General features: G+C 63.2%; 14 protein-coding genes. 6 read left to right on the forward strand and 8 right to left on the reverse strand.

What is annotated here, in order from left to right; all coding sequences use genetic code 11:
- Positions 1–163: 163 nt before the first annotated feature.
- Positions 164–1051 carry a LysR family transcriptional regulator gene (locus tag XI06_RS28935; RefSeq protein ID WP_237862384.1) on the forward strand — a complete coding sequence of 296 codons (888 nt, stop codon included), beginning with the start codon at positions 164–166 and terminating at the stop codon, positions 1049–1051.
- 38 nt (positions 1052–1089) lie between these two features.
- Here the strand turns inward: XI06_RS28935 and XI06_RS28940 are convergent, their stop codons facing one another.
- Positions 1090–1806, reverse strand: a complete 717-nt coding sequence (locus XI06_RS28940) for a peroxiredoxin-like family protein (RefSeq protein WP_237862383.1) — start codon at positions 1804–1806, stop codon at positions 1090–1092.
- A 269-nt stretch (positions 1807–2075) separates the two neighbouring features.
- Between XI06_RS28940 and XI06_RS28945 the strand changes: the two genes are divergently transcribed.
- From XI06_RS28945 to XI06_RS28960, 4 genes are all read left to right on the forward strand, one after another.
- A complete protein-coding gene (locus XI06_RS28945) occupies positions 2076–2570 on the forward strand; it encodes a DUF302 domain-containing protein (RefSeq protein ID WP_237868906.1) in 495 nt (164 codons plus the stop codon).
- Positions 2571–2581: 11 nt separating this feature from the next.
- On the forward strand, positions 2582–3943 hold the full coding sequence (locus tag XI06_RS28950) for a dihydrolipoyl dehydrogenase family protein (protein WP_237890088.1): 1362 nt from the start codon (positions 2582–2584) through the stop codon (positions 3941–3943).
- A gap of 113 nt (positions 3944–4056) precedes the next feature.
- Positions 4057–4539 carry a cupin domain-containing protein gene (locus XI06_RS28955; protein ID WP_237868903.1) on the forward strand — a complete coding sequence of 161 codons (483 nt, stop codon included), beginning with the start codon at positions 4057–4059 and terminating at the stop codon, positions 4537–4539.
- Between the two features lie 106 nt (positions 4540–4645).
- Positions 4646–5851, forward strand: coding sequence for an MFS transporter (locus tag XI06_RS28960; protein ID WP_271607058.1), 1206 nt, complete (start codon positions 4646–4648; stop codon positions 5849–5851).
- A gap of 21 nt (positions 5852–5872) precedes the next feature.
- Here XI06_RS28960 and XI06_RS28965 read toward each other — a convergent pair whose 3' ends face one another.
- The 7 genes from XI06_RS28965 to XI06_RS28995 form a co-directional block, all read right to left on the reverse strand.
- The gene (locus XI06_RS28965; protein WP_237862378.1) at positions 5873–6343 is read right to left on the reverse strand and encodes a hypothetical protein; all 471 of its coding nucleotides are present in this window, start codon (positions 6341–6343) and stop codon (positions 5873–5875) included.
- On the reverse strand, positions 6327–7244 hold the full coding sequence (locus XI06_RS28970) for a DUF2950 domain-containing protein (RefSeq protein ID WP_237862377.1): 918 nt from the start codon (positions 7242–7244) through the stop codon (positions 6327–6329). Before XI06_RS28970 ends, XI06_RS28965 begins: the two co-directional genes overlap by 17 nt.
- Positions 7241–8953 (reverse strand): DUF3300 domain-containing protein, encoded by a 1713-nt coding sequence (locus XI06_RS28975; protein ID WP_237869986.1) that lies wholly within the window; start codon positions 8951–8953, stop codon positions 7241–7243. Before XI06_RS28975 ends, XI06_RS28970 begins: the two co-directional genes overlap by 4 nt.
- 105 nt (positions 8954–9058) lie before the next feature.
- The gene (locus XI06_RS28980; RefSeq protein ID WP_237890089.1) at positions 9059–10954 is read right to left on the reverse strand and encodes a sensor histidine kinase; all 1896 of its coding nucleotides are present in this window, start codon (positions 10952–10954) and stop codon (positions 9059–9061) included.
- Positions 10955–11039: 85 nt separating this feature from the next.
- The gene (locus tag XI06_RS28985) at positions 11040–11462 is read right to left on the reverse strand and encodes a hypothetical protein (protein WP_237868897.1); all 423 of its coding nucleotides are present in this window, start codon (positions 11460–11462) and stop codon (positions 11040–11042) included.
- An 18-nt stretch (positions 11463–11480) separates the two neighbouring features.
- On the reverse strand, positions 11481–12716 hold the full coding sequence (locus XI06_RS28990; RefSeq protein ID WP_237862374.1) for an HlyD family secretion protein: 1236 nt from the start codon (positions 12714–12716) through the stop codon (positions 11481–11483).
- Positions 12709–13119 carry a hypothetical protein gene (locus XI06_RS28995; protein WP_237862575.1) on the reverse strand — a complete coding sequence of 137 codons (411 nt, stop codon included), beginning with the start codon at positions 13117–13119 and terminating at the stop codon, positions 12709–12711. The genes XI06_RS28990 and XI06_RS28995 overlap by 8 nt, the downstream gene beginning before the upstream one ends.
- A gap of 164 nt (positions 13120–13283) precedes the next feature.
- On the opposite strand from XI06_RS28995, the gene XI06_RS29000 reads away from it, so the two are divergent.
- Positions 13284–13739 (forward strand): hypothetical protein, encoded by a 456-nt coding sequence (locus XI06_RS29000; RefSeq protein WP_237862373.1) that lies wholly within the window; start codon positions 13284–13286, stop codon positions 13737–13739.
- The last annotated feature ends 85 nt before the right edge of the window (positions 13740–13824 follow it).

Consider the following 13824-nt stretch of genomic DNA (forward strand, 5'->3'; position numbering starts at 1 on the left):
GCCTCGTGACCGGACCCCTGACTGATGCGAATTGTGAGCGATGGCCTCAAGAAGCGGAAATGCCTGATGGCTTCCGAAATGATACGCGCGCGCTATCGGGCGCGGGATGTCATTCCCCGTCCCGATCGGTTAAGTTCCGTCCCGATCCTGCTGGGAGCCATCCATGGAAATGCACCAGGTCCGCTATTTCCTCGCGGTAGCGCAACTCCTGAACTTCACGCGCGCCGCCGAGGAATGCAACGTGACGCAGCCTTCGCTGACGCGCGCCATCAAGCAACTCGAGGCCGAGCTTGGCGGCGACTTGTTTCGCCGCGAGCGGCCGGCCGCACAACTGACCGAGCTTGGCCAACGGATGCATCCGCTGTTGAAGCAGTGCTATGAGGCCGCCGCCGGCGCACGCTCACTCGCCTCCTCCTTCAAAAGCGGTGAGGTCGGCGCGCTGCGTGTCGCACTGACCCATGCAATCGATCTTTCACTGCTCATCCCCCACCTCAATCAGATCAGGCGGCAGTTCAACCGGCTCGAGTTCCGCTTCTTGCGTGGTTCAAGCCGCGAAGTCGCCGACTATCTCAAGAAGGGTGAAGCCGAGCTCGGCATTGCCGCCGAGATTGACGGGGCCTGGGAGCGGCTCGACGTCTGGCCGCTATTCACCGAGAATTTCGACCTCGTGATCGGAAAAGGTCACCGGCTTGCGAGCCAGGGCACGATCGAATTCGACGATCTGCGCGCAGAGCAATTGCTGAGCCGAAACTATTGCGAGCATGCCGGCCGGATCTCGTCGAGCTTGCGCGAGCACGGCATCGATGTCGATCATGGCCATGAGATCTCCAGCGAGCGCGACCTGATCGAGCTTGTCGAGGCCGACATCGGCATCGCGCTGATGCCGCACTCCTCACCGGTGCCCGAGAACCTCAAGCGCGCCGCCGTGAGCGGCCTCGACGCGCGCCGCACCGTTAGCCTCTACGGCATCGCTGGCCGTCAGCGGACAGCCGTCGCGAACACGGTGATGCGGATGCTGCGCGGCGCGGATTGGCGGGCGATTGCGGGGTGATATCCCCTCCTGTCGGAGAGGAGTCGGCGACGGCAAAACTAATTCTCCCGGCCCGCGCTCTCCAGCGCCGCGAGCAAATCGTCGATCTCCATGCGCTTGCGAAAATCGGGGTCGACGAAGCGGGCTTTGACGAGGCCGTCCCGACCGACAACGAACACAGCCGGGATCGGCAACATCCAGCCGTCATTCCCGTGGAATTTTGCCATGTCCTGGTATGACAATAACCGCTGGATCTCGGTGCCAAGCCAGATCGCCAGGTTGAGCGACAGCGCATAGCCGTTGTCGAGGTCGGTGAGCACCGGGAACGGCGCGCCCGAATCGGCGATGAACTTCCCGGTAAACTCCTGCGTCTCCGGCATGATCGCGACGATCTGTGCGCCTACCGCGCGGATCCGATCCTGGGCCTGGATCACCGCGCGGACGTTCAACCGGCAGTAGGGACACCAGTGCCCGCGAAAGAACATGACGGCCACAGGCCCGCGTGCAAGCAATGATGGCAGCCCGACGAGTTGCCCCCGATCGTCGGGCAGCAGGAAGGGCGGCATCACCTCGCCCGGACGCGGCGCGTTCTCGCCGCCCCCGTTCTGGCTCAGTCGCTCGACCAGGCGATCGACCGCATCCCCGTAAGCCGGGAATATCTCGCGGCCGGCATCCGCATAGGCGCGAAGCTGCTCGTTCAGCGTGCCCTCCATGTCGCGGCAGCGCTGAAAGGCGAGTTTCAACTGCTCAGCATCGGCTGGGGTCAGGGACGTCATTCTTCCGCTCCGGCACATGGTGCGAGGGACATTATTTTGCGTTCTGGTCCCCCCTGCAAGGGTCACCGTCAACGCCGACTGGGCACCCTGGCATCGAACGCCGGATTTCCTGAAGGCGGAAATGCCGATCCCCAATCGGTTCGATAGCCGTCGCCTATCGAAGCCCGATAGCACGGGGCTATCGCATCGAGAGCAAGATCGCATTTCACCTCGTTCAGTGCGGCGTCCATCCTGAGCGCAGTCCAAGCTGCAGCCGTCAGGAGCCGATCATGAATCGCCAAATCGCCTCGCCTCTCTCCCATTTCGCCGCCTCGCTGGCACTGATATTTCTCCTGCTGTCGGGCGCCGCCCCGGCGGCCCGCGCCGACAGCGATGACGGCGTCGTTCGCGTAAAAAGTGCCGTGCCGATGGCGGAGGCAATCAGTCGCATCAAGGCCGACATCGCCGCCAAGGGCATCAAGTTCTTCCTCGAGGTCGACCAATCGAAGCTTGCTGCTGATGCCGGCATCAAGCTGCGTCCCTCGACGCTGCTCATCTTCGGTAATCCGCCACTCGGCACCCAGTTCATCACCGCCAATCCCAATGCCGGACTCGACTGGCCGGTGCGCCTGTTGCTAACGCAGGACGACAATGGCGATGTTTGGGCAGTGTGGACCGATTTCGACTGGATCGCCAAGCGCCACAACATCACAAACCGCGAAGCGCAGTTCAAGATGGCCACGACAGTCGTCAGATCGATCACGTCCACGATCTCCGGCAAATAGGTGCTGCTTCCATGGCACGCGAGACATTTGATGTGGTGATCATGGGTGGCGGTAATGCCGGGATCGGCGTGACCGGCCCGGTCCGGCGGGCCGGCCAGTCCGTCGCCATGATCGAAGCATCCGATCTCGGCGGCACCTGCCCCAACCGGGGCTGCACGCCGAAAAAAGTCCTGGTCGCCGCAGGTCAGGCGCTGCACGACATCGAGCGCGCCGAGGCGCACCACATCGCGGTCGGCAGGCCGCGGCTCGACTGGGCCGCACTGATCGACCGCGAAAAGGACATGATCAAGGACATTCCGGCCAATCTTACCCGCGCGATGACGCGCCGCGAGGTCGAGGTGATCAAGGGCTTTGGTACCTTTGTCTCGTCCAATACCATTCGCGTCGGCGACCGTCTGCTGGAAGGCCGCCATATCGTGATCGCAACGGGATCAAGGCCGCGGCCTCTGCCGATTCCCGGTGCCGAGCACATGATAACCTCGGACGACATGCTGCGCGACCGGGTGCTGCCGACCTCGATGATCTTCGTGGGCGGCGGCGTGATTGCACTGGAATTCGGCCATGTTTATGCGCGGGCCGGCGCGGCCGTGACCATTCTGGAAGCGCTTCCGCAGCTTCTGCCCACCATGGACGCCGACGCGGTCGCCCAATTGCGGGCCGAGAGCGAGCGGCTCGGAATCAAGATCAACACCGGTGTCGACGTCCGGCGCATAGAGGCCGCCGGCGGGCAGCTTCGCGTGATATTCACCCATGACGGCGTCGAACATGCCGCTGTGGCCGATCGCGTCGTCAATGGTGCCGGCCGCGTGGCAAATATCGACGGTCTCGATCTCGCCGCAGGTGGCGTCGAGCATGCCAATGGCCGCATCGCGATCGATCAGTATCTGCGCTCGAGATCAAACCCGCTGGTCTATGTCTGCGGCGACGCGGTCCCGATCTCACCGCAACTGTCGCCAATCGCGACCTATGAAGGCGACATCGTCGGACGCAATATCGTCGCCGGAGCGAAACATAGGCCCGATTATGCGGGTATGGCGACATCTGTTTACACCGTGCCGGCGCTGGCCGCCGTGGGCATTACCGAAACCACGGCGTGGCAGACCGGTGCCACCATCGACGTTCACGTCAACGACATGCGCGACTGGTTCTCAGCTCGATCCTATGCCGAAACCGTCGCCTGGTCGAAGGTGATCGTGGACCGCGTCTCGGACTGTATCCTCGGAGCGCATTTCGTCGGCCACGGCAGCCAGGAGCTCATCAACATTTTCGGGCTCGCGATCAAGTTCAGCATCACGGCCAGCCAACTCCGAGACAATGTCTACGCCTATCCGACGTTCTCGGCCGACATCAAGCACATGCTCGGGCGCGCATAGCGGCACGCTATCGTCTCAAGAGACAGACGGTATTTCATCAAGCGCACCACTTCGACGATGCTGATGCCATAGCCGGTGACCGAAGGTCGCGGCCAACAGAGGAGACACATGAAATGACCACGAACCTCAAGCTCTCGTACACCATCTGGCCTGCCCTCGCCCTCGCCTGCGCCTTCGCACTCACCGCGCAACCGGCCTTCGCGGGCGAATGCCCGGCCGACAAGATGAAGCCGAATGCACGGCAGATGGTCGACTACAAGCCGGTCGGCGTCACCGACGTCACGCTCGGTTCGATCGACCTCGAGAAGCAGCCGGCCAACATCAAAGATCGCGAGCTGCGATTCCGCAAGTTGACGATCGAACCCGGCGGCATCGTGCCCTGGCATAGCCATGACGACCGTCCGGCACTGATCTTCGTGCAGCAGGGCGAGATCGTCGAATACGCCTCCAATTGCGTCGATCCGATCGTGCACAAGGCCGGCGATATCAGGCCCGAAGTTTCCGGCACCTCGCATTGGTGGAAGAATCTCGGCAAGGAAACCGTCATTCTCTATGTCGGCGACGTCCGCAAGGATCAGCACGACCACAACATGTAGCGAGTACACCAAGCCCCTGCCCTCGCTACTGGATGTGACGCCCGCCCCCCATGTCGCCCCACATGCCGGGCGTCACATCCTCCTTCTCGCCAGGAGATGCCGTGTCATGACGGATCTGTCCGCGCACGTGAGACCCGCGAACATGGCGATGCACGGACGCTCGCCCGGCGTCGCCTTCCGCTCGCTCGTCATCGGGTTGACCGCGTTCCTGACGGTCGTCGATCTCTTTGCGACCCAGGCCATTCTGCCGTCCCTGACGCGCCATTACGGCGTGACGCCGGCCGCCATGGGCTTTGCTGTCAACGCCTCCACCTTTGGCATGGCGATCTCAAGCCTCGTCGTCGGCTTCCTCAGCCCGCATATCGACCGGCGGCTTGGCATTCTTCTCAGCCTCACGCTGCTCGCGATCCCGACCAGTCTGCTTGCGGTGGCGCCCAACCTTGCTGTCTTCACGGGTCTTCGGGTCGCGCAAGGCCTGTGCATGGCGTCGGCGTTTGCGCTGACGCTCGCTCACCTCGGCGAACAATGCAGCGCGACGGATGCCGGCGGGGCGTTTGCCGCCTACATCACCGGAAACGTCGCGAGCAATCTGATCGGGCGGCTGATCTCGGCCGCCGTCGCTGACAGCCTTGGACTGTCCGGGAATTTCTACTTCTTTGCCGCGCTCAATCTGACGGGCGCTGTGCTGGTCTATTTCACCATCAATCGCGTCCAGCCGATGCATGCGATGACTCCAGCCGCCTCGCCACTTGCCGCCATGTTCGCGCATTGGCGCAATCCACGGCTGCGCGCAGCTTTCGGCATCGGCTTTTGCATCCTGTTCGCCTTCATCGGGACCTTCACGTTCGTGAATTTCGTGCTGGTGCGGCCGCCACTCTCGCTTGGGATGATGGACCTTGGCTTCGTCTATTTTGTCTTCCTGCCCTCGATCGTCACCACCCTTTTTGCCGGCAAGGTCGCCACGCGCATCGGGACACGACCGGCCATCTGGGGCGCGCTCGGCCTTGCCGCGCTTGGCGTGCTTTTGATGCTGCGCCCGCATCTTGCCGAGGTGTTGACAGGCATGGTCCTGGTCGGCGTGGGGACGTTCTTCGCTCAAGCGGTCGCGACGGGCTTCGTCGGGCAGGCCGCGACCGACAACCGCGGCGTCGCCAGCGGCACCTATCTGGCCTGCTATTTCCTCGGAGGTTTGACAGGTACGGCAGTGCTTGGACAACTCTTTGATTCGATGGGATGGACGGCGTGCGCGATCGGCGTCGCAGTTGCGCTCAGCTCAGCGGCGCTGTTGACGCTCAAGTTGAAGATCGCCTGAAGACGGCGCGTGCGACGTGGCTCACTTCAGCGAGATCGTTATCTCGCTGATATTGGCCGCAAGCTCGAGCCCAGCTTTGGGGCCTTGCAGAATGATGGTGACGCCCTTCTCGTTGCGAAGATGAACACCGTTGACGCCGCCGACCAGCGCAAAGCCGCCGCCGACGGAGCTATAGGTGCCGGCGAAGTCGCCGACGTCGCGGATATCAGAGGCCCAGCCATCGAAGCGACCGACCGTGGCGCCGGCCGTGATGCCAAGGCTCAGGCCAGTGATCTTGAATGGATAGGTCTTACCGCGATAGGTGAGCACGCCGCGGCCGACGCCGCCGCCGACCAGCAGGCCGGCCTTGACGATCTTGGCCCGGACATGGCCGGCAGCCTGCGCAAAGGACGGCTTCGGCGGCGCCGCTAACCCGATCGCGAGCAGAAAGACCGCCATCAGACGGAACGCGTGACGGCGAATGTCGATGCGCCATTCAGGGTTTTGCGGCATCGACCTTCTTCCAGGTCTCGTCAGGATCGAACAGCGTGGTGCGCTCGGCGATGAACTCGGTGCGCTTGCCGAGATCCTTCTGGTAGACGGTGCCGGCATGGTTGACCAGGAAGGTCATCACGCCGGAATTGCCGTATTCGGCGGGCCAGGCGATCAGCCCGAAGCCGCCGATCATCTTGCCTTTGACGACATAGTTGAGCGTGCCGCCCGGCGCATCGCGCCCCTGCCCCTTGAGGATGTGGAAGTAGTAACCGTGATAGGGCGCGGGTCCGACGTCGCCGGCGCGATAGCCCTCCTTCGAGGCCTCAGCCGCCAGTGGGCCGAGCGGGCTCGGATCGCTGTCGTCACGCCAGAACAGGCCGTCCTTCTTGCCAGGCGACGAGACGAAGCGCTGGGCATAGACACCGGCGCCTTCGCCGCGGTCCCTGTCGGCGTATTCGTTCTGCGCGTCGACATAGGCGAGCGCGGTCTGGATCGCGTCGAGCTCGTTGCGGCCGATGCGCCGGCGAAGCACCTCGATGCGGCCTTCGTCCGTATTGAACTCCCAGCCGGCCTTGGTGTTCGCCAGCGGAATCGGGAAAGGGAAGTCGTCGGGCCCCAGCAACAACGTCGCGGTCTTGTTGCCCTCCGCCTTGATGCCATGCTTGGTGTCGTACATTGACGAGAACCGCGCGCGGATGTCCTTGTCGGCGACCTCGTCACCTGACGAGACGATGTCCTCGGCCGCCCTGCCCAGCACTTTCAGGATGTCTTTCGGGCCCGCCTTGACCGCGTCGGCTAGCGCGGCTGCGGCGTCCTCCGGGGACTTGTAGGATTGCTGCGCCCGCGACGGCGAGGCGAACAGTACCAGCGCGATCACGCCGGGCACGATCGCACGATGGAACGATTTCCTGCCGTTCATGGCGTCACCTCCGCCGCCGGGATCTTCGCGCCGCCGGCGAGCCAGTCGCGGTACGTGCGGAATGTCAGCCCGAGCTTGTCGTAATAGACCCTCAGATAACCGTCGCTGCCACGGGTCACCGCGTCAGGCATCACCTGCTCGACCTCCTGCGCCATCACGCCGACATAGGTCTTGTCGCTGCCGATGTAGCTGAAGCGATAATAGCCGAGCCCGTTGGAGAGATGGCCGAGCAGGACGATGTCGTGCTTCAGCGCGATATCGGAGCGCCGGCCACCGCCGCCGCCGCCACGGCCGCCTCCACCTCCGAAACCACCGCCTCCGCCACGCGCGGCCATTCCACCACCGCCGCCGCGCCCGGCCATGCTCGGTCCGCCACCGCCCCCGCGCGGCATGCTCGCCATGCTCGCGCTTCCGCGTGCCGATGCTGCCGCTGCCGACCGGCTGGAAGAGACGTTCATGGCGCCGCCGCGATTGGCAGCGGCGCCGCCGCGGTTCGCAGCCTTCGTACGATCTCCCCCGCCCTTGTTGCCAGCTTTGGCGCGGTCGCCGCCGCCCTTGGTACGATCACCGGCACCGGCGCGGTCGCCAGCGCCCGCTCGATCGCCGCGATTGCCCGCGCGATCACCAGCCCGATCTCCGGCCCGATCGCCCGGACCGCCACGATCACCTGCACGGTCACCGGCACGATCGCCTGCACGATCGCCAGCACGGTCTCCTGCACGATCTCCTGGGCCGCCCTGGTTGGGACGCAGCACCTGATTGCCGTCGCGGCCGCGGAAATCCATCCGGTCCGACGCGCCCGCCCTGACGTTGGTGTTGCCGAAGCGCTGCTGGACGTTGGTGTTGTTGTAACGCACTCCGCCGCGATGCGCCGGATTGTGCTGCCACCCCCCGCCGTTGATGTTGGTGGTGCGATGATTGACGTAGACGTTGCGGTTACCCCAGTTGCAGCCGCCGCCCCAGTAATTGCCCCAGCGCCCGATCGCCCAGGCGGTACCGAAGGCGATGCCGGCTGCGACTACGCCCGCGCCGATATAGGAGGGATAGCCCCAGTAATAGGGCGGATATTCCGCATAGGGCCAGGTGCCGTAGACCGTCGCCGGATCGTAATACGGAACGTACATCTCCGCAGGGTTGGCCTGCTGGATGACGACGACCTGCTTGCCTTCCTGGGACTGGACGCTGACCTTCTGTTGCTTGGTGGTGACCAGCTTCTTATTGTCGTAAGCCTTGTTGCGCAGACGCTGGATCGCATCCATCACGTCGGGCTGCTGGGCCAGAAAGGCGTCGCCGAGCTTCTGGGTCCATTCGAGCTTGTCGCTCATCATGGCGAGAACGTCCGCCGTGCTGGCGAGCGCCTTGACACTGTCGTCCCAGCTCTGCTTGTCGACCTGCGTCTTCAGCGCGTCGCCCTTGAGGCTCTTGTTGTCCTTCAGCCAGCGATCGGCCTGCACCACTTCGAGCGGATAGGTCGAGGCCGCCAGCACGTTGGCCAGCAATTCATCGGGATAGAGCGCGATCGGCGCGACCAGCGCCTCGAGCTGCTCGGGCTTCAAGAGCTCGGCGGCAGTTGCTGGTGGCGCTGCCGGCTGCGTCTGCGCAGCTGGAGCGGCGGCCGGCGTTGCCGGCGTGGTGGCCTGAGCCATTGCGACGGCGGGAACCGCCACCATCAGCGCAAGCGCCATCAGGATATTGCCGCAGCGAAACATCACGACCTCCGCCAACTTTCCATCCACGACCATCGGGCCGGGGGACCGGCTTTCGTTGATCGAGATCAACGGAATCGGGCCACCGAGCTGTTGCGGCGCGAGAGATCAGCCGAGGAGCGGCAGCCGGATGGCGAACCGTGCCCCGCCCGCCTGTTGGTTGGTAGCGCTGATCGTGCCCTGGTGGGCCTCGACGATGGTTTTCGCGATCGCAAGTCCCATGCCCATGCCTTGAGGCTTGGTGGAAAAGAAGGGATCGAACACATGGGCGAGATCGGAGGCCGGCACACCCGGTCCGGTATCGACGACATTGACCTCGGCCTCGCCACTGATGCGCACGGTCCAGACGCTGACCTCGCGTCTGCCGGTGCTCGCATCGGAGATCGCGTCCATCGCGTTGATGATCAGGTTGAGAACGACCTGCTGAAGCTGGATGGGATCGCCCTTGACGTGCAGATCGACCAACACCGGCGTGTAGATCAGCGTGATCCGGCGTCCGTCGGCAACGGCCCTGACGAGGCCGACCGCTTCCCGGACCGTTTCGTTGAGTTCGATATCCTTGACCTCGAACGGCGTCTTCTTCAGGACACTGCGCAGCCGGCGGATCACCTCGCTCGCCCGCTGATCGTCGCGCCTGATATCGGCGAGGATCAGGCGGATCTCGTTGAGGTCGGGTGAATTGCCCTTAAGCATGAGCTCGGCCGCCTCGGTGTTGGTCAGGATCGAGCCCAGCGGCTGATTGAGTTCATGCGCGATCGAGGTCGTCAACTCACCGACGGCCGAATAGCGGTTTGCGTGGGCAAGCTCTGCGAAGCGCTGGCGCGACTCGACCTCTGCAACCCGGCGGCGCTGGCGCTCATGCAGCAATCCGCTGATCAAGCCAGCCTGCACCAGAATGATGGCGGCGATCAGCAATATCTGCTTGCGATAGCGCTCCCAGATGGTGGGCTCGCGAAACAGAACTTCGCTGCCGGGAGGCAGATTGCTTTCGCTGATGCCCCAGCGCTGCAATTCGCGCCAATCATATTTCGGCCGCCCGAATTCGATCGGCGCGTACTTGATGGCAGACGGTTTCTCGCCTCCGAGAACACGCATCACCGTATCGACCGTCTCGCGGCTGATCTCCGCCGTGAGCTGCATCGGGCCGCCGACGGTGCCGTCGCCGAAGAAGGGGTCCTGGTACGAGAAAATCGGCGCGTTGGCGACCGCGCGCAGGCTACGCAAGGCTATGTCCCCCTCGTAGACGACGCCTGCAGCGTCGACCGACATCAGCCCCCAGAACAGCACAGTATGGGGCGGAAGCTTGGCCGCGCGATGGAGGATCTCCTCGAATGGCAGGTCGGAATACCAGACGAGGTCGACACGATTTCCGAGCGGTTTGAGATCCTGCTTCAACTGGTCGATCCAGAAGTTCTCGAGTGGCGATGCTCCGATCACGATGCCGACCGTTTTGGTGTCCGGCAGGACGCGCAAAATATTGTCAAACACCGCCATGAAATCGAGACGTGCCGACACAACGACGTCGTTGTCGGTAAGATCAAGGCGGTTCACCAGCCGCTCCTCGACCACGGTCAGCACCATCGGCGTATCGGGGAAAAGCTTCGCGCGATACCGCTGCACGAACCGCGCCGCCGGAGCACCGATGCTCAACACGATGTCGGGCGGTGCGCCCTGATAGAGCGAGGCGAGATACTCGACGAAGGGCGCTTCCGGGCCAGGATTGTTGAAACGCGCGCTGAGCAGCGCGTGTTCCTGGATGTCGAGCGGCCAGGACGATCGTTGCTCGAGCCCGGCCTTGATGCTCCGCGCATACTCGCTCCAGGGGCGGAATTCGCGGCCGAAGGAATGCAGGATGAGCACGCGCTTGAGTTCGCCGCGCGCGCTGCGCTGGGCGGCATCGGCGCTGCCGGAGAGAACGCAGGCGCCCAGCAACAGGCCGAGGCCGAGCCAAACAGCCCAAACCGGCCTCAGCTTGACCGACACCCTGGATTTGCGCCCGCTCATCTCGCTCCGCCGGCGGCCTTTCCAGCCGCTTCTAGCCATAATTCTAGCGGGAATTGCGTGGCTCCAACAGGCCACAGAGCGGGCACTATTGCCCAGGCTTCGCCGGGCAGCGGTGATAGCGGATCTCCATGTCCTCCATGCCCGGGAACAGGCGGACGAGACTGTCGGCATCCAGCTCCTTCAGGCTGAACTGGACGCTGGAAAGCATGATGTCGGTCGCGCAGGCCGCGATCAGATTGACATTTGGCCCGTCGTCCTTCCGCGCCTTGATCCGGCAGCGTGCGAACTTGCCGATGATCTGGTCGCCATCGACGATGAAGCCGCCGCCGAAAACTTCAGACATGTCGGTGAAGCCGACCTGGTTGCCCTTGCGCTCGAAGACCTTTTGACAGTTGTTTGCGTCGGTCGCCCAGGGGCCGTTGAGATCGATGGCCTCCGCCTGGCTGATGTTGGCGAGCAGCGAAACCGAGATCAGCCCGCCCAGCGCAATCGATTTTCCTGGATCCATTTCTATTCCTTCGAGCAATCAATGACCGCTCAACACGAGCGTCTTGATGGGCATCAGCAAGGCCTGAATGCGCAGCAGCATCGCATGCACGAGGCCGACGCCATCGACGACGTGAAGCGCGATGGCCCGGCCGGTGCTGGTATGCTCCGCCGAAATTTCCTCATGATTGCTGGTATAGGCGTTGACGACGCAGCTGCTGCCCGGCGTCACGCCGTCGAGCCCGTTCTTGTAGAGCGGTTCGAGGAACACCAGGATCGTGCCGGGCGCGGCCGCGTTCTGCGCCTCGACCAGTTGCTGGCCACCCTGGAACTGTCCGGCCGCGATGTAGTCCTGCACAGTCGTGATGACCATGGGAATGATTACCCAAGGTTTTGAGATGCAGGCCGCTTCCGCCACCATTCCTTCCTTCAGCACGCCAGCTTCGATCTGGCCGAAGCCAGCCTGCAGAGCCTTTCTGCCGGCGCCGTCCGGGATGAGCACCCCCGCAGGCCGCAGCATTTGATTGACGACATCACCGGTGCGGAGCAGGAACTGTTCGACCCGGCCGTCGACGCCGGCGCGGATGACCGTCTGGTCCAGAAGCACCTGCGCCTCCGCCACGGCAGCTTCGGCGCTTGCCTTCTGCGCCGGCAGCGAGGTCGAGACCTGCAATGACGCCGCCTGTCTTGCAGCGGTCGCAGCATCGATGCCGGACTGACGCTGATCGACCAGCACCTTAAGCTTGTCGATGTCACGTTGCGGCACGATACCGGGATTGCGGCTCTGGAGCTCTCTCTTGACGTCCAGCTCATCCTTGGCTTGCTGATAGTTCGCCTTGGCTTCGCCGATCTGGGCCTCGGCCTTGACGACTTCTGCCTGCGCTGTCTGCAAGGTGGCGTCGATCTCGGCAACCTTGCGCTTGGCGGTTTCGAGCGCGGCTTCCTGCTTCGCACTGTCAAGCCTGAACAGCACGTCACCCTTCTTCACCGGCGCGCTGAAGCCGACATTCACCTCGGCTACCCGGCCAGCCACGCCTACAGGCGCGATTGGTACGGTTCGATAGTAGAGCGTCGCCGAATCCGTCGCCGGATGGAAATAGAAGATCATCGTGATCAGCGAAATCGTCAGCATCAAACAGCCGGTGATGCCCCAGCGCAGCTCATACCAGACCGAGAAGAACGTGATCTCCTTGCCAAAGCGCTTGCCCTGGCCATAGCGGCGATAGAGATAATCAGGCACAATCGTGAGGAGCGAGCAGAACATAAGCTCAAACATGGCTGTGCTCCTTCTCCTTGGGGGTAGCCGGCGTCTCGGCCGGTGGTGGCGCTTCAGCAGGTTCGCCCGCCTCTCCCGGCGTCGCATCGGCAATCTTCTCGACAGAGTCAGCGATGCTGCGCAGCGGCGTTCCGAAGTCGGGGATGTCGATCAGTGCGAGCAGCAGGCCTGCGATCCAGAAGATGTGCATATGGGTGAACAGCGAGATCAGGCCCAGCACGGCCACGAACTCGAATTGGAGCTTCTGCGATTTGTGTGCCATCCGCTCGGGAAGGCTGTGCAGCTTCCAATAAAGCGTGCCGATCCAGAGCACGGTGCCGATCAGGAATATCCCCATCACCACCATCAGCGTGTCGGCCCCGCTCCCCGGCGCGAGATAGAACGGCAGATGGTGCGGTGCCATCGGATTTAGCTGATCGCTCAAAGGTCTCTCCCGGCCAAACGTGCACTTGCTGCACTGTGTCCAGCTCGGCCCGCAATTTGCTTGATTTGAATCAAGGGAAATGTCCCACGCCGGACATAGCGTTTCTGCAAATGCCGTTCGAATAATCACAGGGAGCCGCAGCCATGCCCGGGCTTGACGATCTCATTCCCAACGCCACCCAGATCCGCAAAGAGGCCGCACTGAAAGAGGCCGAGAAGGCGGAAGAGTATGTCCGACTTGCCGCCGCCGCCGAAGCCGAGAAGCGTGCGCTGATCGAGCGCTTGAGCAAGCCCTCCGGCAAGAGCGAGGAAGAGAAGATCAAGCTCGCCGCGACGATCATCCAGCGTGCCGTGCGCAACGGCCTCACCGAGGTGCTGGTCTATCGTTTCCCCAATTCGCTCTGCACCGACAAGGGGCGCGCCATCAACCAGATGGAAAAGGGCTGGGAGACCACGCTGACCGGGATCCCCAAGGAAATCTTCCAGCTCTGGACCGACTATCTGAAGCCGCGCGGCTATCGCATCGCTTATCAGGTCATCGATTTTCCGGGCGGCATGCCGGGCGACATCGGCGTGACCATTTCATGGGACGACGAGTAACGACGTTGAAGCGCGATGAGATTGGGTTGAATCGTCATCGCGCTTTAGCTCTTTGTTTGAGCATGATCTTTTCGGAAAACCGCTT

It is taken from the genome of Bradyrhizobium sp. CCBAU 11434, from assembly GCF_028128895.1.
GTDB classification, from domain to species: Bacteria; Pseudomonadota; Alphaproteobacteria; order Rhizobiales; family Xanthobacteraceae; genus Bradyrhizobium; species Bradyrhizobium zhengyangense.

What these genes read in the sequence shown, in the direction of transcription:
- XI06_RS28935 (WP_237862384.1), top strand. Translation starts at nt 164, where the DNA reads ATGGAAATGCACCAGGTCCGCTATTTCCTCGCGGTAGCGCAACTCCTG.
- XI06_RS28940 (WP_237862383.1), bottom strand. Translation starts at nt 1,806, where the DNA reads ATGACGTCCCTGACCCCAGCCGATGCTGAGCAGTTGAAACTCGCCTTT.
- XI06_RS28945 (WP_237868906.1), top strand. Translation starts at nt 2,076, where the DNA reads ATGAATCGCCAAATCGCCTCGCCTCTCTCCCATTTCGCCGCCTCGCTG.
- XI06_RS28950 (WP_237890088.1), top strand. Translation starts at nt 2,582, where the DNA reads ATGGCACGCGAGACATTTGATGTGGTGATCATGGGTGGCGGTAATGCC.
- XI06_RS28955 (WP_237868903.1), top strand. Translation starts at nt 4,057, where the DNA reads ATGACCACGAACCTCAAGCTCTCGTACACCATCTGGCCTGCCCTCGCC.
- XI06_RS28960 (WP_271607058.1), top strand. Translation starts at nt 4,646, where the DNA reads ATGACGGATCTGTCCGCGCACGTGAGACCCGCGAACATGGCGATGCAC.
- XI06_RS28965 (WP_237862378.1), bottom strand. Translation starts at nt 6,343, where the DNA reads ATGCCGCAAAACCCTGAATGGCGCATCGACATTCGCCGTCACGCGTTC.
- XI06_RS28970 (WP_237862377.1), bottom strand. Translation starts at nt 7,244, where the DNA reads ATGAACGGCAGGAAATCGTTCCATCGTGCGATCGTGCCCGGCGTGATC.
- XI06_RS28975 (WP_237869986.1), bottom strand. Translation starts at nt 8,953, where the DNA reads ATGTTTCGCTGCGGCAATATCCTGATGGCGCTTGCGCTGATGGTGGCG.
- XI06_RS28980 (WP_237890089.1), bottom strand. Translation starts at nt 10,954, where the DNA reads ATGAGCGGGCGCAAATCCAGGGTGTCGGTCAAGCTGAGGCCGGTTTGG.
- XI06_RS28985 (WP_237868897.1), bottom strand. Translation starts at nt 11,462, where the DNA reads ATGGATCCAGGAAAATCGATTGCGCTGGGCGGGCTGATCTCGGTTTCG.
- XI06_RS28990 (WP_237862374.1), bottom strand. Translation starts at nt 12,716, where the DNA reads ATGTTTGAGCTTATGTTCTGCTCGCTCCTCACGATTGTGCCTGATTAT.
- XI06_RS28995 (WP_237862575.1), bottom strand. Translation starts at nt 13,119, where the DNA reads ATGGCACCGCACCATCTGCCGTTCTATCTCGCGCCGGGGAGCGGGGCC.
- XI06_RS29000 (WP_237862373.1), top strand. Translation starts at nt 13,284, where the DNA reads ATGCCCGGGCTTGACGATCTCATTCCCAACGCCACCCAGATCCGCAAA.